The organism is Dyella sp., assembly GCF_051954575.1.
In the GTDB taxonomy this organism is placed as follows: Bacteria; Pseudomonadota; Gammaproteobacteria; order Xanthomonadales; family Rhodanobacteraceae; genus Dyella_B.
This window is the reverse complement of sequence record NZ_JBQCHP010000181.1, coordinates 1-23,255: the sequence shown is the minus strand read 5'-3', so window position 1 is coordinate 23,255 and position 23,255 is coordinate 1. Positions and strand designations below refer to the sequence as shown.

Here is a 23,255-nt window from a genome sequence, read left to right as displayed (position 1 = left end):
CGGCTAGAATCCCATCACCTTCAAGCAAAGCGCCGACCGTGCCCACTGCCACTACCTACCGCCGCTCCGAAGTCCTGCGCAGCCTGTGGCCCTGGTTGCCGCTATGGACCGCAGCGGCGCTGGTGGCGATCTTCTCGCACGGGCCGATGCCGCTGTTTTCCACGCGCACGCTGGCCGTGGCCTGGGAAATGTGGCGCGAGCACGCTTGGCTGGTGCCGCATATCAACGGCGAGCCGTATAGCGAAAAGGTGCCGCTGCTGTTCTGGCTGATCCATGCCGGCTGGTTCGTGTTCGGCGTGAACGACGTATGGCCGCGCGTGCTGGAGGTGATCTTCGGCGGCGTGCAGTTGGTGCAGCTGTCGGTGCTTGCGCGCCGGTTGTTTCCCAACCGGCCGTGGGTGGCGAAGGCAGCGCCGTGGATGCTGCTGGCCTTGGCCTATGCGTTCCTGTTCGGCCTGCAGATCATGTACGAAGTGCTGCTGGCCAACTGCGTACTTGGCGCGCTGCTGTGCCTTACGCCCACGCTGCGCCGCGCCGAGCCGCGCTGGTTCCTGTTCGGCTTGCTGATCGGCGCCGGCCTGCTCGCCAAGGGGCCGGTGATGCTGTTGCATATCCTGTTTCCGTGGCTGCTCGGCCCACTGTGGAACGACTGGGCGCGCGAACATGGCGCGCGCTGGTACGGACGCGGCGCACTGGCCGTGCTGTTCGGTTTTGCCTTGTTGTTGGCCTGGGCCATTCCCGCGGGCTATGCCGGCGGCGAGGCCTATCGGCACCGCCTGTTCTTCACCCAGACCGCCGGGCGCGTAGTCAACGGCACGCAGCAGGCGCAATCGCTGCAGAGCCATCCGCACTGGTTCGGCTGGTACCTGGTGTGGCTGCCAATGCTGTTATTTCCGTTCACCGCCTGGCCGCGCGCATGGGTGGCGATCGGCACGCTGCGCAAGCCGCTGGAAGGCGGGCTGCGTTTCGCGCTGTGCTGGCTGTTGCCGTCGTTCCTGCTGTTTTCGGTGATCAGCGGCAAGCAGTGGTACTACCTGTTGCCGGAGTTCGGCGGCTGGATGCTGCTGCTGGCCGGCGCCATTGCCGTGTTGCGCGAGCGCCATGCCGCGCTGGCCGAGAACTACTGGCTGGGCAGCTGGCTGCTCGGCGTGGGCAGCATCCTGTTCGCGGGCCTGCTGTTCGCGCTGCCATACCTGGCGCCCAGCCACGCCTTCCACAACGAATGGATCGAAGGCGCGGCGCCGTACAGCCGCACCTTCAGCATGGCGTTCCTGTTGCTCGGCGGCCTGCTGCTGGTGCGTGGCCGCGGCGAAATGCGTCGCGTGGCGGTGGCCGGATTGCTGGGCGCGCTCGCGCTCAATGCCTTGTTCACGCTGACGCTGTGGCACAAATACGACCTCAGCCCCACCGTTGCATTGATTTCCGCCGCGCAGGCCGATCAGCATCCGGTCGCCTACGAGGGCAACTACGAAGGCCAGTTTCATTTCGCCGGCCGGCTGTCCAGGCCGATTGCGGAATTGCACGACGGTGCGGCCTTGCAGGCGTTTGCCAAGGATCACCCAGACGGCCTGATCATCACCCACCCGGACAACCTCGACCCCTCCGCCTCGCGTTACGCCCTGCTGGCGCAGCCGTTCCGCTCGTCGTGGGTGGTGGTGTGGTCGGCGCCAACCGTGGCTGCGCTGCGCGCCGGCCACGCGCCGCCGGAGCCCGCCGAGCCGCCGCGCGTTTTCCCCGCACCTACCAACCTTCCCTACCAACCGCAGTCGTGAGCCCCTCGCTGATCGAAAGCCTGCGCGCACAATGCGGTGGTCCGCGCGATGGTGCGCTGCTGCGGTTCTCGCTGGGCAACACCTTGCTCAATGCAGGGAATCACGCCGAAGCGATCGAGGCGTTGCGCCAGGCGGTAACGTTCGACCCTGACTATTCCGCCGCGTGGAAACTGCTCGGCAAGGCGTGCCTGGCTGCGCAGGATGAAGCCGGCGCCGCCGAAGCGTGGCGGCAGGGCATTGCCGTGGCGCAACGACGCGGCGACAAGCAGGCGGAGAAAGAGATGGCCGTGTTCTTGCGCAGAATCGAACCGTTGGGGTGAACCCCAACTAGTGTTCGCGCATGGCGGCGTTGGGATTTGCACACCCCGATATATCCCCACGTTTTTGAGCGTGATTTCGCGGGAAACCAAGGTCTACACCGATCTCGTTTCAGAGCGAGTCGTCATTCCGGCGAAAGCCGGAATCCAGTCAAAAATGGCGTGCGAAGCACACCCATAAATGGTTTTGTGTGCTGCGCACGACGTATTCAAACTGGATTCCGGCTTTCGCCGGAATGACGACGCTATATTTTTTGTCGATTAGAAAGAACACAACCTACTGATTCTTCGGGCATCAAAAAGCAAAAACGTGGGGATACGTCAGGGTTTGCACCCCAACCTACTCAATACGGGCTCGGCCGGTTATCCGCCGAATAGCGCCTGTAATGCCACTGGTATTGCGCGAAGGCAAGATTCACGCACTGCTCCACCCCACGATTGAGCGCTGCGCATGCACGCGTCAAATCTGCATCGTCCAGGCCTTCCGGCGCGGGCAGGAAATGGATGCGATAGCCCTCGCCGCGCGGCAACCGTTCGGCGAAAGCAAATAGCACTGTTGCCCCGGTGCGCGCTGCCAGGCGTGGCAGCAAGACCATGGTGTTGGTCTCACGCCCGAACAAAGGCGCAAATTCTCCTTCCCCTTCGCGCGGCTTTTGGTCGGGCAAGATTCCCACGGTGCCACCCGCCGCCAGCCGCTTGTAGAGCGTGCGCACGCCGGCACCTTCCGCACGCACCTGCTCCGGCGCGAGTTTTCCACGCACCTTGCGCAGCATCGCCTCCACGGCGGCGATGCGCGGCGGGCGATACAGAATCGCTATCTGCGTCCTGCTGCACAGCCAGTAATTGAGCAGCTCCCAACATCCCAGGTGCGGCGCTGCAATGATCAGGCCTTTTTCGGACGCCAGCGCCGCATCGAACAGCGCCTCACCGCGCACTTCCTTCACCAGGGCGAGTGCGCGTTCGGCGCCGGAGCCCCAGATCTTCACCACCTCGGTGATCGATTTGCCGCTTTCCACCATCGCATCTCGCAACAGCGCGGCGCGGCCTGCCTCGTCCAATCCCGGTCTTGCGATCTCCAGGTTGACCGCCGTGTAGTGCACCGTCTTGCCACCACGGCCTAGCGCCAACCGCCCAAGCACCGCACCCAACCCCTGCAACCAACGCAGCGGCAGCAGGCCGAACAAGCGCAGCAGCAGGTAGACGAGGTAAATGTCAGGGCGCATGGATGACGGGCGGGCAACGGGCGAACGCGTAAGGGTAAAGCGGCGCGCGGCCAGTAGCGAGCACGCGCTCCTCAAGCATCCGCCTTGCCTGCCGTTGACTTACACCATCGGCTCGCACCTTCCGCCGGCATTGCGCCAAACGCTGTGGCCACACGCACTTCGCCTCTTTACCGCACACCTACCGCCCTGCAGAGTTACGCGCACCTCTTCTACCGCACGTCCATCCCATGATCGCCCTTATCCAGCGCGTGCTCTCTGCCCGCGTCGACGTCGACAACGAAACCGTAGGCGCCATCGGCCCCGGCCTGCTGGCGCTGGTCGCAGTGCAGCCCGAAGACGGCCAAGCGCAGGCCAAGCGCATGCTGGAGCGGCTGCTGGGCTACCGCGTGTTCGCCGACGACGCCGGCAAGATGAACCGTTCCCTCACCGACACCGGCGGCGGCCTGCTGCTGGTCAGCCAGTTCACGCTCGCCGCCGACACCCGTTCCGGCATGCGCCCGAGCTTCACCAGCGCGGCCTCGCCCGAGCATGGCCGAATCTGGTTCGAACGGCTGGTGGAACTGGCGCGCGCGGCGCATGCGGGGGTGGAAATCGGGCGCTTCGGTGCCCATATGCAGGTACATCTGGTCAACGATGGCCCTGTCACCTTCTGGCTCGAGGTGCGTTAGATGGCCTGGCCGATGAGCAAGCCCACGAACGCTGTCATTCCCCTCGAAACCCGCGATTTGGCGCGATTTTTGCGTGCCGATGACAGCGAATTTTTCACTTGAAAACTGGTCAAAAAAGCAGCACATCGCTATACTGATTGGTTCCTATCCCGCGGCGGACGGTATGAACAACAAAGCCCACGAGCAACAGTCGGAAATCAAAGCGCTTATCTCCAAAGGCTTGGAGCAGGGCTATCTGACTTACGCCGAAATCAACGATCACCTTCCCGACGACATCGTCGATCCGGAGCAGATCGAAGACATCATGGCAGTGCTCAAGGGCGTGGGCATCGACGTGCACGATGCCGCCCCCGACGCCGATCCGCTCGCCGACAACGCCCCTGGCGTGGCCACCGATGACGAAACTGCCGCCGAAGAAGCCGTTGCGCTGCTCTCGGCCGTCGATTCCGAAGTAGGCCGCACCACCGATCCCGTGCGCATGTACATGCGCGAAATGGGTACGGTCGAACTGCTCACCCGCGAAGGCGAAATCGCCATCGCCAAGCGCATCGAAGAAGGCCTCACCCAGGTGCAGACCGCGCTGGCCAGCTTCCCGCTGACCATCGAAATGCTGCTGGAAGAATACGACCAGCACCTGGACGGCAAGCGCCGCCTCAGCGAAATCCTCGCCGGCTTCGCCGACCTGGAGCAGGCCGCCGACGCCGCCCTGGCCGAGGCTGAACTGGCCGCCGCCGAAAGCGACGCCGAGGTGGACGAAGACGAAGACGAAGAAGCCGCCGGCGACGGTGAAGACGAAGAAGCCGGCCCGAGCGGCCCCGATCCGGAAGAAGTGAAGCGCCGCATGGAACTGCTGCGCGACTACTACGGCAAGTTCCAGAAGGCCTCGGTCAAAGCCACCGACATCAATGACAAGAAGGTCACCAAGCTGCGCGACCAGATGGCCGAGGAGTTCCTGAAGCTCAAGCTTCCCTCCGCGCTGATCGACAGCTTCGTGCGCCGCCTGCGCGAAGTGGTGGGCCACATCCGCCATCACGAGCGCGTGCTGATGGACGTGTTCGTCAAGCACGTGAAAATGCCCAAGGCCGAATTCCTCAAGGCCTTCCCCAGCAACGAGGGCAACCTCGGCTGGGCCGAAGAGCTCGGCCGCAAGCGCCAGAAGTGGTCGCCGAACATCAAGCACTACCGCGAACAGATCGACGCCGAGCAACAGAAGCTGCTGGACATCGAGAAGAAACTGTTCCTGCCGCTGACCGACATCAAGGAAATCAACCGCAGCATGTCGGTGGGCGAGGCCAAGGCACGCCGCGCCAAGAAGGAAATGGTGGAGGCCAACCTGCGCTTGGTGATCTCCATCGCCAAGAAATACACCAACCGCGGCCTGCAGTTCCTGGATCTCATCCAGGAAGGCAACATCGGCCTGATGAAGGCGGTGGACAAGTTCGAATACCGCCGCGGCTACAAATTCTCCACCTATGCCACGTGGTGGATTCGCCAGGCCATCACGCGCTCCATCGCGGACCAGGCCCGCACCATCCGTATTCCGGTGCACATGATCGAAACGATCAACAAGCTCAACCGCATCTCGCGCCAGATGCTGCAGCAGTTCGGTCGCGAACCGACGCCGGAAGAGCTGTCCAAGGAAATGGACATGCCCGAGGACAAGATCCGCAAGGTGCTGAAGATCGCGAAGGAACCGATCTCGATGGAAACCCCCATCGGCGACGACGAAGATTCGCACTTGGGCGACTTCATCGAAGACACCAACGCCAGCTCGCCGATCGATTCGGCCACCGAAACCGGCCTGGTGGAAACCGTGCGCGACGTGCTCGCCGGCCTCACCCCGCGGGAGGCGAAGGTGCTGCGCATGCGCTTCGGCATCGACATGAACACCGACCACACCCTGGAAGAAGTCGGCAAGCAGTTCGACGTCACCCGCGAACGCATCCGCCAGATCGAAGCCAAGGCCCTGCGCAAGCTGCGCCACCCCAGCCGCTCGGAACAGCTGCGCTCGTTCCTCGATATCGACTAAGCAGCACACGCCATCGCTGCACAACAAAAGCCCCGCACTCGCGGGGCTTTTTTTCTTTACGCCCTCTCCCCTCCGGAGAGAGGGCCGGGGTGAGGGGGCCAACCTAGCCAGAAACCACCTGTAGGTTGGGGTGCAAACCCCAACACCACCATCCCGATCAAGCCCAAATCGCTGGGGTTCGCACCCCAACCTACGACGCCCCGGCCGCCGCCATCTACCCCCTCCCCTGCACACAGGGAAGGGCAAGAGTGTGGCCAACCAACCTCGCGACAAATTCCAACCGCGCGCCAAGCTCGTACAACATCCGCCGATCGCCGACGTCTCCGCCCGGAAGCATCAATGCAAATCGTAGAAAAACTGCTCCTGCACGATCTTGTCGTTCCTAACGTGATACACGCAAATTTCGCGCATATCCTGCCGCCCGCGCTCCTTCATCGTCGCATCCAGATGCATCGCCACGCTGAACCAGCCATCGGCAATCACCGGCTCGCTCACCTCGCTCGTGTGGATCTTCTCCACGTTTTCCTGAAAGTGATGCCCCTTCTCGAGAATTGCCTTCAGGCCCTTTACGTTACCCAGAGGACCGTTAGCCATTTCCTGCGGCTCGATGCTGATCGCATCCTTGGCATAGAGCTCACGCTGCGCCTCCTCGTACTTGCCCTCGCGACACAGGGCAACCAGACGCTTGGCAACCGTTGCAGTGCTCATGACCCACCTCCGCGAAAGAATGGGACAAATAATGTAAGCCCGCCAACGTTAAGATATCGAAGCACGCCACAGCGCCGCGCAGGCGCTTTCCCGCGTCAAACATGCACCTGCGCTTCCACCGGCCATGCTGGTATCATGCCCGCCGAGATAGGGCCTATAGCTCAACGGTTAGAGCAGGGGACTCATCGAAAGGTGCCGTCGCGCAGTAATGCGCGAACGGGAACGGGATGAATTCAGGGAACCCGCAGCGACGCGCCAGCGGATCGGCGGCAACCCTGAGCCAAGCCGGCGGTACACCGCCGGAAGGTGCAGAGACTACCTGAGGGCTACAGCGCCCTTCATAACAGGCTCGAGCGTCCCGCACCCCACCCGCACGTTGTGAAACGCGGAGGGTGAAGAGATAGTCCGCGCCAGAGGGAAACCTTTGGAATACGCGAATCCCTTGGTTCCAGGTTCGAATCCTGGTGGGCCCACCACTTAGACATCCAGCGATGTCCAGAGAAGTCCAGATAAATTTAAAAAAGCCTCATTTGAGGGGATTTTAAGTCCGTCTCTGTGTTGTGTCGTCCAGTAGCATCCAGCAAAAAAAGTGAGTCATGATGTGAGTCAATGATGACAACCTTTCTTGCCTGACTCACAGTTGGCTGACTCACATGTTTACAGATGTCAAGGTGCGATCATTAAAGCTTCGCACAAACGTGTATCGCGTCGCTGATACAAACGGTTTGTGTATAGAAGTTAGGCCAACGGGCTCCAAGGTATGCGATCCTCACGGGTACCGCGGCGATCTTGCACTTGACTAGCCGTGAGGGCGGTTTCGACCGCTTTATGCAGGAATACGGCAAGAAGATTTTGAGTCAGACTTACGACCAACTGCTCTCACAGAGTCGCAGGCCGAAATTGCGCCTCGTCGGCTAGCTGCCTCTCCTCAGCAAAACGCCTGCCCACGTGGCGGGCTGCCCGGCCGCCCCTGCCGGGTACCCTCCTCAAGCCATACCCGAAGCCCGACTTCTCATATATTCTTAGAGGTTTGTTGCGTCGGTACCGGTATTCGGCGATGCTCTTAGTAGCTAAGCTCTCTGCCGTAGAGCGAGGTGGTGTGTATGCGCGAAATTGACGTACGTGACGCTGTACGCTCCGGCCCCCTTCGCAAGTATTTAAGCGATGTCCGAAGCATTGTTATTGACGAACTGGCCGTCTGCCTTGGAGAGGCAAGGGTCGATATCGCCGTAGTGAACGGCAAGCTTTCAGGTTACGAACTTAAGAGCAAAAACGACACCTTAGTCCGTCTTCCGCGGCAGGCGGAACTCTATGATCGTGTCTTTGATGAGATGACCTTAGTGGTCGACGCATCTCACAATGACGCGAGTCTTAAAATCATCCCGGATTTATGGGGTGTCATAGAGGTCAGTCAAACAGCTGACCATAAAACGAAGTTAAAGAAGCTTCGCCCTGCTCAGCCCAACACAGCCCAACATCCTTATGCTATTGCCCAACTCCTATGGAAGGACGAAGCTATCGAAGTGCTGAGCGCCCATCGGAAAGGGCATGTGCCAACATCGAAACCTCGAAGTTGGCTTTGGGATGCTTTGGCGGCCGAGCTTCCGCTGAAGAAACTGAAATCTGAGGTGCGAAGGGTCCTTAAAGCGCGAACAGAATGGCGCGCTTAGCTACGCCTGACCCGCGATCTGCCGCGCAACGAACGCAACATGATGGTTCGTTCCGACACGTCTCCATGTTGTCGTGTTGCCAGTTCTCCCTAGGCCATTTGCACATTCCAAGATGTACTTATCCCCCCAACTGAAATCAGGCCCACAGAAAGCTGCATGTTGCACGATCTGTTGACTGAGGACGCGAAATTGTTCAAATGAATGGCGGCGCAAGCTCTTACCTTTAAACGCCCACATCCCGTCTGCTGCCGTGTAGCGAATATTTGCACTTACGGTAATAAGGCGTGGATCTAGTTCTTCAATGTGGTAGCTCGACACACCATAGTCACCAAAACTCGGTATTCGCCGATTCTGTCCAAGGCCCGACACGACTTCACGCCAAATGTTCCATTCAAGGCGAGGAAGCAATTTGGGGCATTGCTCTGCCGGCGGCAAAGCCTTTGGGGTACTGGCCCCAACAACGCTCACACTGAGCCACTCATCAATATCTCTCAAACCGGCAATCGCGCTGTACGCAGCAAACGTTTGGGGAGTTGAATCCACCTCTGCGGATAACTGCTCGAAGTCGAAGAACAAATGACATTGATTGGGCCGAGCACCAATACTATTCAGGAGCTCATCAAGCTTTTCAGTGAAGCCAATTCTTGCGAATGTTCTTGCTGAAAGCCTTAGCAGAATCTCCCCTTCGCCCTGGTTAAGGTGCGTCCGCACTACTTGGATTTCAGCGTCTGTAGGAGCATCTCCAATACTCGGATTAGCTCCTAAGTCGGCACACATCCTAAGAACCGCGTGCAGTGGAGTTTCTCCGTTTTCCAGAGGCGCAGCATCTTTTAAAAACCTACAGTCAACGAAACAACTCCGTTCATTCGGAAGCGCGTCATGCAACCGCTTGGAAAAAGCCTCAATGTGACTATCAACGGTTTTCCCGAATGCACGCGTTTCATGGTTGAAGGGCTGCGGCGGAAGCTCCCAAACGAACGTGGTTCTTCCCAATACGTCCTCTGCTAGGTCACCGGCAGCCTGAAGCTCGCCCATTTTTCCCTTCATCACAGCGAAGTAATGTTGATGTGAATTAATGCGCATGGGCATCTCCCGAATTTTCTAATTCCCACTTGAGGTATTGAGCAATACCTTCTGCGCTTGGAAAAAGCGTCGCACGATTCACACCGAGCTGATGAAGTCGAAGTAACACCTCCCACTTAAGAAAGTGTGGGATCACATATTTACCAATTTCCAACCCACTTTCCTCACCATCATCCAACGCCAAGAACGGATCTTCACTTACTGTAAAGACCCCACTTTGTGCAGTGATACGTCTAGTTACATGAGGCATCTCTACAGTCATGGTGGTATCTATGCTATAGGGATCGAGCACAGCATCTATAGATGTAAAACGATTGATGGTGTGCGTATAAATACAACAATCGAACTCGCTCTGTGACTCCACTGCAAAGTAAGCGGCAACAAGTGGATTTCGACTCCAGTCAAGCAACCGGGTGGGCAACCCGTGGTGTTGCGCAATTGCTAGCAACTCCCATTCATCTGGCACACCACTCTCGAAGTATGGGCGAGCATGCTTTCGGAATTCATCCATCAGGTCTTGCTCCCGGATAGCGCGTTCCTCTTCACCCAACGCTTGCAACGCTGCAACTCGACCTAAGGACGGGATGAGTCTGTGGCCAACGCTGGAGACGCCGCGATAGAGCCGCTTTCGCCCCAAATCAAAAGGAGAGATGAGAAAGTCAAAGACTTCCTCTGTGGTATTTAGAGTTTGCTGCTCCAAGCCGCCCCCTGATCCCTCGCATCGTCCTGACTTGCATTCTAGTCGGTCTCCGTCCGCTTGTTGCGTCCGGACTTCATCGACGCATTTTTTATGGATACCGAGCGGGATACTGAGCACGATTTTCCTGCATGTATTACATTTGAATCAATAAGTTAATCAATGAATGTGAGAGCTGGTGGGCCCACCATTTAAGCTTCTCAGCGCATATATGGCGGAAAGCATAATCTGGCCGCGCCTGAAAACCATAATTTGACCGGGAAGACTAAGTGATTGAATTAGATTGCTTTTGCCCTGTCGTATGGCCTTGCGGTGACGATCGAAATGGTCATTGGCGCATTTCAGACGTATCGGTAACGTCCGCTTTGGAAGCGGACATCCACTGATCAATGACCCGTTGCTTTGTCAGCCGAGTTTATAAATGTAGGCGGCATGTCGTCCGTCAGCTTCAATGCTTGCTCAAATGCACGAAAAATCAGGATGGCACCAAGGGCGCCGACAGCACATTCGACCAACAAGCACGCGTTGGCGATATAAAACAGTGTCCAGCGAGTAGAGATGCTTTGTGATAGCACGTGCGGCGCTACCTGCAATGCTCCATACGCTAGGCCGAAGACTTGAGCGATCGCCGCCACCACCAATGACTTGTGCCCAGTGCGCTTGTACGTCCGTATTTGTAAAAACAATAGAAATGCGCCAGTAAGAAGCGCCAATGCAATACCGCCCCAAGCAATTGAGATCGCCATCTCTATTCCTTTCAACTATGTTCGGTGATGTCCTTCTCGGGTCGAAAGTGGACTCTTTTCCAAAAGCGCCACATCGACGACCAAAGTCCCAACAGGCCTTCGTTCAACCGCCATAGCAAACCGAAGCCTTCTCTGGGTACGCTTCAACGCACCAATTCTGCCATTGCCTGCGGTCCGACTCTCGCTCTGCCGGGTTCGAGCCGTTGTAAACAAATTCGAAGCTTTTTCCGGTGATCTGGTTCAGCACTGCTGACAAACCATCATGGACAACCTCGGGGCCGTAGTGCCTGACTCCCTCAAAAGCATCCGGGGCTTTATTGACGAGGCTGAGTTGCTTGACCGGAAGTTCACGCATATCGCCCAAATGCCCCACCAGATATGGAACCGCGTCTTTTCCGAGCGACTCGAGTTGAGCGAATGCTCTCTCCTCACTCGATTTTTGTGTGGTCGCGTCGACAAGCGATGCAACCCTTTTGGCCATCGGGTCAACCGCCGACGCGTGATTTGTCGCGCATCCCACTAGCAGGACGACCACGAGAAAGGGCGCCATCCGTGTGATGATTCGTTTCATGCAGTCTCTCTTTACTATCCCAACCAGTCGTCGCATCAATTGTTGGTATTCCCTGCCGCACGCAGTGCGGTCAGGAGCATATCTCAATACGGCTTGGGCCGAAGAATAAGGTGCCATCGCGATGTCTGCGCTGGGTAGCGGAAGCAGGCATTCGCAAAGCCATCTTTTTTCTCATGCCCTGCGATATGGCAAGGTTTTCCTCGCACGCCATTTTTCCTGCGCTAAGGCCCACTTTGCTCATTGACACACCGTGGAACCGTCCTGGCCGACTGAGCACCACTGGCCCCTGGCGGCGTTGTAGGTTTTCGAGGACTGGCTCTGCAACACCTCGGGAAGGTGTTGCTGCTTTATCTCGCTCCAGTGTTCCTTGCGAAACGTTTCTTCCTCAGCGTCGGCCTTCACTAATTTCGCGTGGTATTCGTCCATCGCTTGTTGATGGCGTGCTTGCGCGGCCGCTTCTTCCTCACGCCGAACCTCGGCATCGTGGGTCATTTCCTGCTGGCGCTTTTCTTGCTCACGCCTGGCACTGGCTTGAACACGCTCCTGGAAGAGGGGAATAACACCGTTTGCGGCAGCGAAGGATCTGGCTTCTTCCAGACGGCCACTTTGAAGCATCCCGTCGATGGCGTTGGCGACACGCTCCTGCTTGGCCTTGGCTGCCTCGGCATCGGTGTCTTTATGGAGAAGATCGGCTCGCTGCCCAGGGCAGGGGGTATCCCTGTACGAGGCAGCCCCGTCCTTGCTTGCGCACTTATAGATATCCGATGCATGCGCGCTGGATACCAACAAGCCACAAAGGATGAACCCCAAGATACGGCTATACATGCGCACTCCCCCGTGCGTGCAGTTGGGGTGAGTCTACCAAGCAAATGTACGGCTGGTGGCGCCCTGGTCAAGGAAGCATGCGATCAATGCTGGTGCCGGGCTAACCGCAATGGCACCAACTTAAGCGCGTATCTCGACGCTTGCGAGCATGTATCCCCTCCCCTGTTTGCTGGGGAGGGTTAGGATGGGGTGCGAGCGCAGCGAGCGGCACAACCGCACAAGGCCGCAGGCCATACACGTTTTACTCGACAAATATTCAAGCCATTCGGCTGCGCGCTAAAGCCCAGGCAACCCCACCCCAGCCCTCCCCTACTGGCGCAGGGGAGGGAGTGTCGATCACGGCAGGCATCAAGTTTGGACATTACTCAGCCTGCGACTTTGCACCTCGCGTCCGACCAAGCAGCCACGGAAGCACGACAGCAAGCAGATAGAACTTCGACGCGAAGTACTTGTTGCCCAACACCGCTCGATGCTTGTCCAGCCATGCTGGTGCACCAGGCATTACATCGCGAGCCTGCTCGGCAAAGTCGCGAACCTGATCGAAGCGCCGGCTGGCCAGGCCGCACAGATCGAAGCGAAAGCAGCCCTTGGACTGCACGTAGGGTAGTTGCTTGAAGTGCTGCGCGATGTAATTGCGCATCAGCACCTTGTTCACGCCGCCGGGCCCGATCAGATGATCGTCCGGAACGCAGTGGAACACCCAGTCGCGCAACGGCTCGTAGCAATAGGGATAGGCCAGCCGAAGTGACATGGCCTTGGCGATGTACATGCCTTTGGCCAGCTGGCCCGATTCCACGATGGTGAGCGCGATACGCCGCACGGCCTCTTTGGATTGTGCGGCGTCGATATCTGGACGGAACAGAGCAAGGCGCCGCCGTGAGCCGGCCGAAAGCTCGCGGCCCAGCAAGCCGTCGACTTCTGCATCGCTGAAACGCGAGCCTGGGAAGTAGCGCTCGAATGCATGCATCTGCAGTGTCGACAGCGCGAAGCAAAGCTTGAAGCTGTGACTCACCACGCCTGATGTGTATAGCGCGCTGGGCAAAGGTATGCCGCGCGCCAACAGTCCAAGCAGGCGTTCTCTGGCGTGCAGGGGCGCGCCGCAATATTCATCCGCGCCGATACCGTCGATGATGCCGTCGCCACCCTGCGCGCGAACTTCCATTGCCAGGTCGGCATAGGAGAGCACGGCGAAATCGGCCGTAAGCAGCGGCAACCGCGGGAGTATGGCCAGGTAGCGATCGTAAGCGCGCGCTGGATCGCATACCAACGCTTCATGCCGCAGGCCAAGCTTGCTGGCGACGAGGCGCGCCGATGGGACTTCGTTTTCTTCGTTGCCGCCCAGATAGGTATAGCAACATGTATCGGGGCGGGCCTCGGCCAACGCGATAGCCAATGCGGTGGAATCCTTGCCACCGCTTTGGAACAACCACGGCGCGCGCATACTTGCCGTGGCGTTGGCGACCGCATGGCTCAGCAGGCGGTGGTATTGCTTGAGCAGCTCGTTTTCGCCGATCGTCTTGGGCGGCGGGCGCGAAGATGCCATCGCCGATTGAAACGGATAGTGATACGACGGATGGTCGTGCAGGTCCTGCGTCGGGTCGAAGCCCGTTCCCGCCAGCTTCACCTCCCGATAAATGGAATGGGGCGGATAGACGAACGAAGTCCGCAGCAGATCGGCAAGCGACACCAAGTCCAAGGAAAGTTGGCTGCCTTGCAGCCTGTCGAAGGGCGAGAAATCGATCTCGCTCAAATAGGGAGAAGTGTTGATCTGGACCTTCAACCGGCCGAACGCGGCGGTGCTCGAAACAGGGCTCGCTGCATGTATGGCGCACTCGTCCACTGGAACTCTCTCATAGCCGGCTAACCTCAGCCGCTGGTTCGCTAGCCGCGGTTGCGTCGAAATGGTCCGGGCCGACGCGGTTGGTGCATATCAGGCACGCGCTCGGCTGACTATGTGAGCGAGCGTAGTCGGCAAGCTGTATAGACGAGAGCAAAATGGGGTGATATTGCGGCGCGCAAGGCGACACGTGCGTGTCCATGAAACGCAAGTCGATCCAGACCATCCACCGTACGTTGCGTTGGATTTGGGAGGCGGGAAAGTCATTGCCTGGCGCAGCAGACCGCCCGGCGCTTTTTACCGAGCACGCTCCAACCAGCGAAGCACACGCCGCGCCCACGTATTAGCCTGGTCCGCGTTCCACACAAAGGTCGCCACGCTTTCCGGCGGCATCGTGTATTCAAAACGGGTCTGGCCCTGCGCGACCGAGACTGGAAACGGCTTCACGTTGCTGTTCACCATCACCAACACGACCGATCCATCGGAAGCATTCTGGAATGCCACGTTGGCAAGGCCCTTGTCGTCGGTCATGGTGGATTCCACGCGAACGGCGCCCGGCAAGACGAATTTGCTGAAGTGGGCGAACGCGTAGTATTCGTCGTTGCGGGTCACCTCGCCTGTATGCGAGTCGATGGTGACCACGCCCTTGCAGAGCGCGCATCCACCGAAATGCGGGCCATGCTGCTCGTCGAGCACCAAATTCCAGTAGATGACGCCGCGCGCCCATTGCCTGATGCCGGTCACCAGCAGCTCCCGTGTGAACCAGAGCAGCTCGCCGTTGATGGCAGACTCCCAATCGCCGCCGGAACATTCGGTGATGTAGGCGTCCTTTTTCGGAAACGCACGATGGACGCGGCCTTGCGCATATTGGCTGCCTTCGTAGCAATGCCAGGCGACGCCATCGATATAGCGCGCGGCATCGGGATTCGCCAGCACGCTCAGCGTTTGATCGGCCTGGCTCCAGTTGTGATCCCATTCCAGAATCTGCGTCTTCGGGTTGCGCTCTGCCAGCTTTGGGCCGAGATATTGCGCGATCACGCGCGCCCGTGTGGCCGCGGGCATTTCCATTCCGGGATATGTCACGGGTACGAAGCCGGGTTCGTTCTGCAGGGTCAAGGCGAAGATGGGGATGCCGTTACTTTCATAGGTATCGAGAAACTTCACAAGATAGTCCGCATACGTGCTTTCGTATTGCGGCAGCAATTCCCCACCAATAAGGTTTTCGCTGGTCTTCATCCACGCCGGCGCACTCCATGACGATGCGACGATGCGCAATCCCGGATTGATCGCCAGCACCTGGCGCACTGTCGGTATCAGGTCGTGCAGCGTGGGCGTGATATTGAAATGCTGCAGCTGCGGATCGGTCTGGCCGAAGGGAACGTCATCGAATGTATAGGGCTTCAGCGAGAAATCCGACGCGCCAACGGTCAGGCGCATCATGTTGAAGCCGAGATTGGGCGGCGGACCATATAGCTCGCGCAACAGGGCCCTGCGCTGGAAAAAGTTCAGCTTGTTCTGCAGCAACCACGCCGACGAGTCCGTCATCGCCGCGCCGAAACCGACCATGGTCTGGAACGTCTTCTTAAGATCGATCACCACGTCGGCAGGCGATGTACCGCGCGGGGTCATGTCGATATCGGGCTGCCGTTGCAGCTCCAGTCGGCGATCCGCCGTGCTCAGCCAGAGCTGCACGGCAGGCATGATCGGCCGCACCGGCGGCACGACCTTGGGGACTACGGTGGGATAGGTGAAGCGCGGCGCATAGAAGGCGGCCAGCGTAAGCAGGATGAGTAAGATGAGGGAGGCGATGACCGTGCGATGGGAATCCAATCTACGCTCACTCATGGCTTACGGATTGTCCTGGAATCGGCAGCAGGTTCACTTGCCCGATAGCAGATCCAGTCTCCGAGGCATTAACCAACCTCCGCTCCATTTTCCTGCACCGGCAGCCCTGGATGATGGACGAGTCGATCCAGCCACTGTCGATACTCGTCACTCCGCCCCTCTTCGACACACGCAAGCGCAGCCTTTTCCAATTCTTCCGTCATCCCGAACGCCTTCCAGACGACAGGGGCAAGCTTGGACGCAGGGCTGTTCATCCTCCCGTTGTCTTTCATCAACTCATGGGTGCGCCCCCTGAACTCCTCAAGCAGCTTGGAACCATATGCCCCGGCATTCGAAATGGCTGCCAGGTAGGCCATCGGAGGAACATGCGCATTCGGCCAGCTTAGCGCCATACGAAGCCACCACTCGATCAGGTTCCGTTCGCCCCACAGGGTTTCCTTGGGTACAAGCCGGTTGGCGACCAGCGACAGCATCAAGCTTTGCCCTAACCCCGTGAGGTAAGGGTCAAGGAGATTTTCCGGTGGACGCTCATAACCCGCATCAAGTGGAGTCGAACGGGCACCGCCCAGGGCCGACAGCATGCGCTGTTCCAGTAACAGCACTTCGCGCCCCAGTTCCGTCAGGGATGCGTTGAACTCTTCGCGTGAGATCCAATCGGCCGCTTCCACCGACCATACGCGCAAGATCACATGCCAACGCTCTTCTCGCTCCTCGATGGAACCCAGCACGATAAAGTCACCCGTGCCCTCGAACGATTTGATCGTTTGTGTGTCGTCATCAGGCGCGCCATACAACACAGGGCCGCCGCCGCGAACAACCGGGATCATGGTCAAGCACTGATGATCCGTCCAGACATGCACCGATTCGGCAAGATACAAGGGGAGCGTACGACTGAGACGTCCCACGACGTTCTCGCGTTGTGTCTGCACACCTTCGCCATGGATGCGCGCACCAAGGGTAAGGAATACGATTTTCTTGGCACCCGGATCCTTATTACGCAACAGCCATGACGGATCGCGCAATCCGTATCGCCAGATCGGCACGTCAAAGGGAACCGTCACGACCTCGAGCTTTTTTTCGTCCACCGGGGCCGGTGCATAAGTTTCGTCCCTGATGCGCTGGAACTCCTGCGCGCAGTGATCGAGATGTTGCTTGTAGGGTGCCATGTTGAGCGCGTAGAGCTTCGATAGCAGCGCTTCGCCCTCTACGTGATGGCGCAGTTGCAGATATGCCTGCAACAGATTCAAGCCAGCTCGTGCATCGTGTTTCTGAAGATCGAGCACCGGCGCAACTAGCTCAATCATCAGCGGCACCTGTCCGCTGTTGCCCAGGTCACCCGATATCGTGACCAGTGCGTCACTGCCGAACTTGCTTCCGGCGAGCACCTCTTCGTAAATGGCACGCGCGATGCCGAGCTCGCCTTTCTGAAGGTAATGCCGGGCCAGATACAGTTGGGCGCGCCAACTATCCGAAAGCGCTGTGACACGCAGGAGTGCATTGACATAGCCCTCCTCGCCTTCGCGATCCTTATGAGTCATGGCCCACCACATCAATCCGTTGTCGAGATTGGGGTCCAACTTCAGCGCCTGCCATAGCATGGCCTCCGCCTTGATATGCTCGCCACGCTGAGACTCGATCTTGGCCAAGTTGGCGAGTAGTACACCTGTCTCACCGACGCTGGAAATCGCCAAGCGAAATACGGCTTCGGCCTCTTCGAAACGTTCCAACTTCATCAGGACGATGCCGTAGGTGACGTGACTGCGTTCGACCTGCGGATCGATCTCGCACAGATGCTTCCCCGCGTCGACGAGTTCCGCCGCCTCCCCGTCCTTCATGCCACTGAGGATCAGGTTGTACAAGGCGTCGGGCACGTCCCAATTCGATTTCAGGTTCGGCAGTAACACCTTGTCGCGCCATTGGGCGCGCGTAATCTGTATTTCCCGACCGTAACCGTCATAAAACTTGATCAGTTCATTGTCGCGCGGATCCTTGAGCTGAGGCGGAGCCGGCGTTGCCACCGGCGATGGGGCGGCCTTGCCAGAAAGACGTTCCATCAGACGCTTGAACATTCCCCGTTCCCTGAAATGGCGTGAAAGATCATTATGCGGGTTACCCTGCGGCCCTGGAAGCCAGCCGGATCGTTGGCCGCCCTGTCACAAAGCTGTAGAAGAAATCAGCGGTACGGTGGTCAAGCGCATGCAGCGGCGACGGGTCCTGGCCTGCCTGCCCGGCACTTAACCAATGCCCGGAAACACGGCTAGACTTTCACCCAGGTCCACTGGCATCAGGACCGCAGGGACGAACGACGATAGACCGGACGGGGGGATTTCTTGATCATCGGCATCGATTTAGGGACGACGAACAGTCTCGTCGCCCTTTGGAAGGACGGCGCGCCGCTCCTCATACCCAACGCATTGGGACACACGCTGACGCCCTCATGCGTAGGGTTTTCAGACGCGGGCGAACTGCTGATCGGCCAAGCCGCCAAAGACCGCCTGCAAACGCATCCCAGGCTGACGACGGCAAATTTCAAGCGCTATATGGGCTCGGCGCGTGAAGTGGAGTTGGGCGAGCAAAAGTTTCGACCGGAGGAGTTGTCCTCCTTCGTGCTGCGTTCGCTCAAAGCAGACGCCGAGGCATTCCTGGGTGAGCCGGTGCACGAAGCCATCATCAGCGTCCCCGCCTATTTCAGCGATGCCCAACGCAAGGCCACGCGCGCTGCAGGCGAGTTGGCGGGCTTGCGTGTGGAAAGAATGGTCAACGAACCGACCGCGGCGGCACTGGCCTACGGTGTGCGCGATGCGGGCAGCCAGCGCAAGTTTCTCGTATTCGATCTTGGCGGCGGCACCTTCGATGTATCTATCCTGGAAATTTTCGAGGGCGTTATGGAAGTGCGTGCCAGTGCGGGCGACAATTTTCTCGGCGGAGAAGATTTCGTGGACGCATTGGCGGAGGATATCCTGGCCAGAGCGAAAATTAGGCCGAATGACCTCACATTGAATGACCTGCAACGCCTGCGCGATGCAGCTGAACGCCTCAAGCGCAAGCTATCCACGGAGTCGTCTGTCGAGATCTCGCTGTCATTGGGCCGCCGCGATCTCACTTACGACATTGATGAGGAACGCCTTGCAGCCTTATGCGATCCGCTTCTGCAGCGTCTGCGTCTACCCGTCGAGCGAGCGCTGCGTGACGCGCGTATCCGAGCATCCGACCTCTACGAAATCGTGCTGGCTGGCGGCGCCACCCGCATGCCGATCGTGCGCAAACTCGTCACGCGCATGTTCGGGCGCTTTCCTGCCAGCACACTCAATCCGGATGAAGTGGTAGCACTGGGCGTGGCGGTGCAGGCCGGGCTAAAGATGGACGACGCGGCGCTTGAGGAAATTGTCATGACCGACGTGTGCCCATACACGCTCGGCATCAAGACTGCCCAGACCATGAACGGTACCGGTGGAATCATCGATGGCTTTTTCCTGCCAATCATCGAGCGCAACACGATCGTGCCGGCAAGCCGCAGCAAGGACATCGTTACCGTCCACGACAGTCAGACGCAGCTTTCGATCGAGGTGTACCAAGGCGAAGCCCGTATGGTCAAAGACAACATTCCACTGGGCACCTTCTCCGTTCCCATGCCATCCGGGCAACCTGCGGGAAAAGCCGGCGCCAATGTGCGCTTTACGTACGATGTCAACGGATTGCTGGAAGTGGAAGCGACCGTGCATGGTACGGCTGTCAAAGGGAGCATCATTATCGAAGAACACTCCGGCGTATTGACCAAGGAAGAAATCGCCACGCGGTTGACGGCGCTGGCCGGCTTGAAACTGCACCCCCGAGAAGATGCGCGAAACAATGCGCTACTCGCACGCGCCAACCGGATGTACGAAGAAGCCTTGGGTGACTACCGCGAGGCTATTTCCCGTGCCATTTCGCAGTTCGACGCGGTTCTTGCCAAGCAGGATCCGCACGAGATCGCCTCGGCACGGGAAAAGTTTCAAGCCTGGCTGGATCGGCTGGAGCAAAACCCGTTTCTGGACGCTTGATACGTTGCTTATAAGGAGAAGCGCGTGCAGTGGGTATTTGAAACGCTCGGCATCGACAAGCAAGCGGATGTCAGTACCGTGCGCAAGGCGTACGCCAAGGCGATCAAGCAATGTGATCAAGCCACCGAGGCCGACCGTTTCCAGCGCATTCGGCACGCCTATGAATTCGCCTTGCAGTGGGCCAAGCAACGGGAAGCGGCAACACCTGCGGTCGAACAAGCGACACAGCAGCCAACGGACCAGCCCGGTCGACATGCCGAGCCTGCCACTACGGCACCTGCCCCTTTCGCTCCACCGTCGCCCACGCATATAGCGCCTTTCACAGTAGACGACCGGATATCTCAGCCTGCTAGGCACCCATTGCCTGCACGACCCGTCGAGAGCGCACGCACATCGGCCAAGGCCGTGCTGGACGAATTCCTGGCCGAAGCGCGCAAACCGAACGTGATTTCGATATCAAGCTTGCTTGGCAAGTACGCGACCGATCCGCGCCTCACCTCGCTGGATGCCAAGGCCGAGTTCGAGCAGGCCCTGCTTGGGCGGATATTCGCAGGTCCCGTAGACATATCGATGCTGGATGCCGCATGCGACCTGTTCGGGTGGGAGACCTCCAACCGGCATCTTACGCAGCGACCTGATCTGGTCCAGCGCATGGTGCGCCATCAGTCTTTGCGCCACGTGCTGGAGGCAAGCATGCCTCCTCCCCACGAGGACCTGCATTGGGCCATGCGCACCTACACAGCCACACAAGGGCAATCTGGGTTAAGCGTTCAACCCTGGGAGGTCATCAAGGCCAATCGGCTGCTGGAGCGCTTTGAAGCGTTCAAGCATGAGTTGGGCGAACGCTACAGTGCAGAAGCGTTCGATTGGTGGCGACAAAAGCTCATAGGCAACCCTACACTGCTCGCCAGTTATCGCGAAAGCAAGGCGGCCCCGGAAGCCCCGCCGGCCTTGCCCAGGCGCTCGCAGCGCGCTACTCGCGGGACAGGCTCTGGCTTTCTCTACATTTGGCCGATCATCGCCATCTTGGGCGCCGTCGCTGGGCATATCCCCTCTACGACACCAAGCTACGACCCAGGCACGCAGACTGCTCCTCCGCCTGTCCACTACCTGCCGTCAACGATGCCTTCAACGCAGCCGCAAACCGATCCGTTCCTTATGGATATCGATGCACTGCGACGCGCTGCCGAGCAGGGTGATCCCACCGCGCAAAACTACCTGGGCGTTCGCTACGAAAACGGTGCCGGCGTTGCGCGAGACGCGCCAAGCGCGGTCGAGTGGTTCCGTCGCGCTGCCGATCAAGGCTTTCCCGAAGCTCAATATCGATTGGGACAGCTCTACAAAATAGGTAACGGTGTCCCGCAAAGCACCGAACTTGCCCTGATGTGGTGGCAAAAAGCGGCGGCCGGAGGAAACGCGCTGGCGCAAAACAACCTGGCCGAGGCTTACGCCAAGGGCGACGGCGTCAAGAAGGATTACCTGACGGCGCGCCAATGGTGGGAAAAAGCGGCATTCAACAATATTCCCCGCGCCCAGGCTAGCCTGGGCTGGCTTTATGAAAATGGTTACGGCGTTCCCACGAATATAAACGCCGCAGTCGATTGGTATCGCAAGGCTGCCGCACAAGGTGACATCGCCGGACAAATTGGTCTTGCCCTGATGTATGAGCGGGGGAAAGGCGTGCCCATGGACCCGGTCATAGCCCATGCGTTGCTGACCGTCGCCGTCGATCACCAGGGGCTTTACGTCCAAGACAGGCTTGGCTCGAAAGACCTCGATCGCATTGCCAGGACATTCACGCCTGCCCAGCGTTCCGCCTCCGACCAGATCGCGCGAGACCTGTCGGCCTCGCCAGCCAGATTTCTTACCACGTTGGACGCGGCGACTAGGTTCCGGCATCGAATGTAGTACGTCATGCAGCAACCCTTGTCTCGCCAAAGACTGGGTTACTTCCTACGCAGCCAAGTATCAAAAAAATCAAGCACGCGCACCTGATAGTCGGCGCCGACATAGCCATAGAGATCCACGTGCCTGGCGCCATGCACCACCCACAACTCTTTGGGTCCTGTTGCCGCATGAAACATCGCGTAAGACTCGGCAATGGTCGTATCCCTGTCGCGGTCGCCCACGATCAACAGCTTGGACATCGTCAAATGTGCGATGTGATCGATCGGCCGCAGCTGATCGGGGTAGATGTCCAGATGGGCGTGTAGGGTCGCCAGCAGGATGGGGGCGAGCCACGGTCCCATGGGTCCCAAATGGATGGCCAGCCTGTCTTCGGTTGCCTGCCGGATCGTGGGATAGACCTGTTCCAGTACGACTGCATCGGCGTCTACCTCAGGTTCGGCAAGAATCGTCGCGGCGCCACCCATGGAGGTGCCGATGATTCCGACGCGCTCACCTGGAAGTCGCTGATGAAGGTATTGCAGCGATGCCTTTACGTCGGCCGCTTCGCGGTAGCCGAACGTAATAGCGTTGCCGGGACTCTCACCTGACCCTTGGAAGTCGATCAGCAAAACTGCGTAGCCCGCCGCATGCAGAAACCTGGCGCGATTGATCATGGCTCGCCGATCCGCACGAACGCCGTGTAGTAATAGAACGACGCCCTGTCCCTTCGCGCCGTCGATGAGCCAGCCGTGGATCGGCTCACCGGCTGCATCGGAGAAAACGACAGCTTGCGCTGAGAGATCAGAAGGCGGTGTTCCTACGATAGTTTGGGCTGGAGCAATCAGAAGCGAGCCGGCGAACCATAGACCAACAAGCCCCAAGATAGCGATCGAGGCCAAAGATAGAAGCACTTTCAGAAAACGCACTGGCCTTGACCGTGCTTCCATCATGGGCGTTACCCGCGGTATCGGTGGCAGGCTTGGTTGAGAGGAGGTGGAGCAGGGGGTATGCAGGCAGCGTCATCCTCCTTGCCAATCGTAGCCCCAGCCGGTTTTCACGTCCTTGTGCCATGGAGCCGCCTTGGAGGAAAAATCGTGGCAAATGATCCTCACGCCCCTGCACCGCGGCGCGCGAACCACGTCTGGAAGTTCTGCGCGCCCAACCGCGCACCGTCGCCCGGCAGCAAGGTGTCCGCCTCCAGCACGGCGCCGAAATACGCCGCCTTTGGATCGGCAACAACCTTGCGCGGGTCGCCTGTGGCAGCAAGGAAGCGCTGTACCCAGTCCGCCAGCGGTGCCTTGTCGGGACCGCCGATTTCTACCGTGCCATTGACGGCT

Annotated in this window: 18 protein-coding genes and 1 pseudogene; 7 read left to right on the top strand and 12 right to left on the bottom strand. The window is 59.0% G+C overall.

Annotated features, from left to right (window positions below; genetic code table 11):
- Positions 1 to 38: 38 nt before the first annotated feature.
- Together ACTHNE_RS21115 and ACTHNE_RS21110 are read left to right on the top strand one after the other, a co-directional pair.
- The gene (locus tag ACTHNE_RS21115; RefSeq protein WP_440270255.1) at positions 39 to 1,772 is read left to right on the top strand and encodes an ArnT family glycosyltransferase; all 1,734 of its coding nucleotides are present in this window, start codon (positions 39 to 41) and stop codon (positions 1,770 to 1,772) included.
- On the top strand, positions 1,769 to 2,092 hold the full coding sequence (locus tag ACTHNE_RS21110; RefSeq protein WP_440270254.1) for a tetratricopeptide repeat protein: 324 nt from the start codon (positions 1,769 to 1,771) through the stop codon (positions 2,090 to 2,092). Before ACTHNE_RS21115 ends, ACTHNE_RS21110 begins: the two co-directional genes overlap by 4 nt.
- A 341-nt stretch (positions 2,093 to 2,433) precedes the next feature.
- On the opposite strand, the gene ACTHNE_RS21105 is transcribed toward ACTHNE_RS21110, so the two are convergent.
- Entirely contained in the window at positions 2,434 to 3,312 is an 879-nt protein-coding gene (locus tag ACTHNE_RS21105; protein WP_440270253.1) for an LpxL/LpxP family acyltransferase, read from the bottom strand.
- A gap of 227 nt (positions 3,313 to 3,539) precedes the next feature.
- Here ACTHNE_RS21105 and dtd point away from each other — a divergent pair, with 227 nt between their 5' ends.
- Together dtd and rpoD are read left to right on the top strand one after the other, a co-directional pair.
- Complete coding sequence (gene dtd / locus ACTHNE_RS21100; RefSeq protein ID WP_440270252.1) at positions 3,540 to 3,980, top strand: D-aminoacyl-tRNA deacylase; 441 nt, start codon at positions 3,540 to 3,542, stop codon at positions 3,978 to 3,980.
- A gap of 163 nt (positions 3,981 to 4,143) precedes the next feature.
- Positions 4,144 to 6,009: an RNA polymerase sigma factor RpoD gene (gene rpoD, locus ACTHNE_RS21095; protein WP_440270251.1), complete on the top strand. Its 1,866-nt coding sequence runs from the start codon at positions 4,144 to 4,146 to the stop codon at positions 6,007 to 6,009.
- Between the two features lie 336 nt (positions 6,010 to 6,345).
- Here the strand turns inward: rpoD and ACTHNE_RS21090 are convergent, their stop codons facing one another.
- Positions 6,346 to 6,717, bottom strand: coding sequence for a nuclear transport factor 2 family protein (locus ACTHNE_RS21090; RefSeq protein ID WP_324946292.1), 372 nt, complete (start codon positions 6,715 to 6,717; stop codon positions 6,346 to 6,348).
- Positions 6,718 to 7,820: 1,103 nt separating this feature from the next.
- Here ACTHNE_RS21090 and ACTHNE_RS21085 point away from each other — a divergent pair.
- Positions 7,821 to 8,387 carry a sce7726 family protein gene (locus ACTHNE_RS21085; RefSeq protein ID WP_440270250.1) on the top strand — a complete coding sequence of 189 codons (567 nt, stop codon included), beginning with the start codon at positions 7,821 to 7,823 and terminating at the stop codon, positions 8,385 to 8,387.
- On the opposite strand, the gene ACTHNE_RS21080 is transcribed toward ACTHNE_RS21085, so the two are convergent.
- The 8 genes from ACTHNE_RS21080 to ACTHNE_RS21045 all read right to left on the bottom strand — a co-directional run bounded on the left by ACTHNE_RS21080 (position 8,388) and on the right by ACTHNE_RS21045 (position 18,060).
- Positions 8,388 to 9,470: a beta family protein gene (locus ACTHNE_RS21080; RefSeq protein ID WP_440270249.1), complete on the bottom strand. Its 1,083-nt coding sequence runs from the start codon at positions 9,468 to 9,470 to the stop codon at positions 8,388 to 8,390.
- Positions 9,460 to 10,170, bottom strand: a complete 711-nt coding sequence (locus ACTHNE_RS21075) for an FRG domain-containing protein (protein WP_440270248.1) — start codon at positions 10,168 to 10,170, stop codon at positions 9,460 to 9,462. Before ACTHNE_RS21075 ends, ACTHNE_RS21080 begins: the two co-directional genes overlap by 11 nt.
- A gap of 383 nt (positions 10,171 to 10,553) precedes the next feature.
- Positions 10,554 to 10,913, bottom strand: coding sequence for a hypothetical protein (locus ACTHNE_RS21070; protein WP_440270247.1), 360 nt, complete (start codon positions 10,911 to 10,913; stop codon positions 10,554 to 10,556).
- 103 nt (positions 10,914 to 11,016) lie between these two features.
- A complete protein-coding gene (locus tag ACTHNE_RS21065) occupies positions 11,017 to 11,484 on the bottom strand; it encodes a hypothetical protein (protein WP_440270246.1) in 468 nt (155 codons plus the stop codon).
- Positions 11,485 to 11,721: 237 nt separating this feature from the next.
- A complete protein-coding gene (locus ACTHNE_RS21060) occupies positions 11,722 to 12,309 on the bottom strand; it encodes a hypothetical protein (protein WP_440270245.1) in 588 nt (195 codons plus the stop codon).
- 361 nt (positions 12,310 to 12,670) lie between these two features.
- Positions 12,671 to 14,059 (bottom strand): asparagine synthase-related protein, encoded by a 1,389-nt coding sequence (locus tag ACTHNE_RS21055; protein ID WP_440270244.1) that lies wholly within the window; start codon positions 14,057 to 14,059, stop codon positions 12,671 to 12,673.
- Between the two features lie 384 nt (positions 14,060 to 14,443).
- On the bottom strand, positions 14,444 to 15,991 hold the full coding sequence (locus ACTHNE_RS21050) for a glycoside hydrolase family 30 protein (RefSeq protein ID WP_440270243.1): 1,548 nt from the start codon (positions 15,989 to 15,991) through the stop codon (positions 14,444 to 14,446).
- A 68-nt stretch (positions 15,992 to 16,059) separates the two neighbouring features.
- Entirely contained in the window at positions 16,060 to 18,060 is a 2,001-nt protein-coding gene (locus tag ACTHNE_RS21045) for a tetratricopeptide repeat protein (RefSeq protein ID WP_440270242.1), read from the bottom strand.
- Between the two features lie 261 nt (positions 18,061 to 18,321).
- On the opposite strand from ACTHNE_RS21045, the gene ACTHNE_RS21040 reads away from it, so the two are divergent.
- Positions 18,322 to 20,031: an Hsp70 family protein gene (locus ACTHNE_RS21040; protein WP_324946166.1), complete on the top strand. Its 1,710-nt coding sequence runs from the start codon at positions 18,322 to 18,324 to the stop codon at positions 20,029 to 20,031.
- Between the two features lie 24 nt (positions 20,032 to 20,055).
- On the top strand, positions 20,056 to 21,939 hold the full coding sequence (locus ACTHNE_RS21035; RefSeq protein WP_324946170.1) for a hypothetical protein: 1,884 nt from the start codon (positions 20,056 to 20,058) through the stop codon (positions 21,937 to 21,939).
- Positions 21,940 to 21,977: 38 nt separating this feature from the next.
- On the opposite strand, the gene ACTHNE_RS21030 is transcribed toward ACTHNE_RS21035, so the two are convergent.
- On the bottom strand, positions 21,978 to 22,868 hold the full coding sequence (locus ACTHNE_RS21030; protein WP_440270241.1) for an alpha/beta hydrolase: 891 nt from the start codon (positions 22,866 to 22,868) through the stop codon (positions 21,978 to 21,980).
- 158 nt (positions 22,869 to 23,026) lie between these two features.
- Positions 23,027 to 23,255: pseudogene (locus ACTHNE_RS21025) on the bottom strand (NmrA family transcriptional regulator); the annotation flags it as partial.

What these genes read in the sequence shown, in the direction of transcription:
- ACTHNE_RS21105 (WP_440270253.1), bottom strand. Translation starts at nt 3,312, where the DNA reads ATGCGCCCTGACATTTACCTCGTCTACCTGCTGCTGCGCTTGTTCGGC.
- ACTHNE_RS21060 (WP_440270245.1), bottom strand. Translation starts at nt 12,309, where the DNA reads ATGTATAGCCGTATCTTGGGGTTCATCCTTTGTGGCTTGTTGGTATCC.
- ACTHNE_RS21030 (WP_440270241.1), bottom strand. Translation starts at nt 22,868, where the DNA reads ATGATGGAAGCACGGTCAAGGCCAGTGCGTTTTCTGAAAGTGCTTCTA.
- ACTHNE_RS21065 (WP_440270246.1), bottom strand. Translation starts at nt 11,484, where the DNA reads ATGAAACGAATCATCACACGGATGGCGCCCTTTCTCGTGGTCGTCCTG.
- ACTHNE_RS21045 (WP_440270242.1), bottom strand. Translation starts at nt 18,060, where the DNA reads ATGTTCAAGCGTCTGATGGAACGTCTTTCTGGCAAGGCCGCCCCATCG.
- ACTHNE_RS21050 (WP_440270243.1), bottom strand. Translation starts at nt 15,991, where the DNA reads ATGAGTGAGCGTAGATTGGATTCCCATCGCACGGTCATCGCCTCCCTC.
- ACTHNE_RS21090 (WP_324946292.1), bottom strand. Translation starts at nt 6,717, where the DNA reads ATGAGCACTGCAACGGTTGCCAAGCGTCTGGTTGCCCTGTGTCGCGAG.
- ACTHNE_RS21085 (WP_440270250.1), top strand. Translation starts at nt 7,821, where the DNA reads ATGCGCGAAATTGACGTACGTGACGCTGTACGCTCCGGCCCCCTTCGC.
- ACTHNE_RS21070 (WP_440270247.1), bottom strand. Translation starts at nt 10,913, where the DNA reads ATGGCGATCTCAATTGCTTGGGGCGGTATTGCATTGGCGCTTCTTACT.
- rpoD (WP_440270251.1), top strand. Translation starts at nt 4,144, where the DNA reads ATGAACAACAAAGCCCACGAGCAACAGTCGGAAATCAAAGCGCTTATC.
- dtd (WP_440270252.1), top strand. Translation starts at nt 3,540, where the DNA reads ATGATCGCCCTTATCCAGCGCGTGCTCTCTGCCCGCGTCGACGTCGAC.
- ACTHNE_RS21080 (WP_440270249.1), bottom strand. Translation starts at nt 9,470, where the DNA reads ATGCGCATTAATTCACATCAACATTACTTCGCTGTGATGAAGGGAAAA.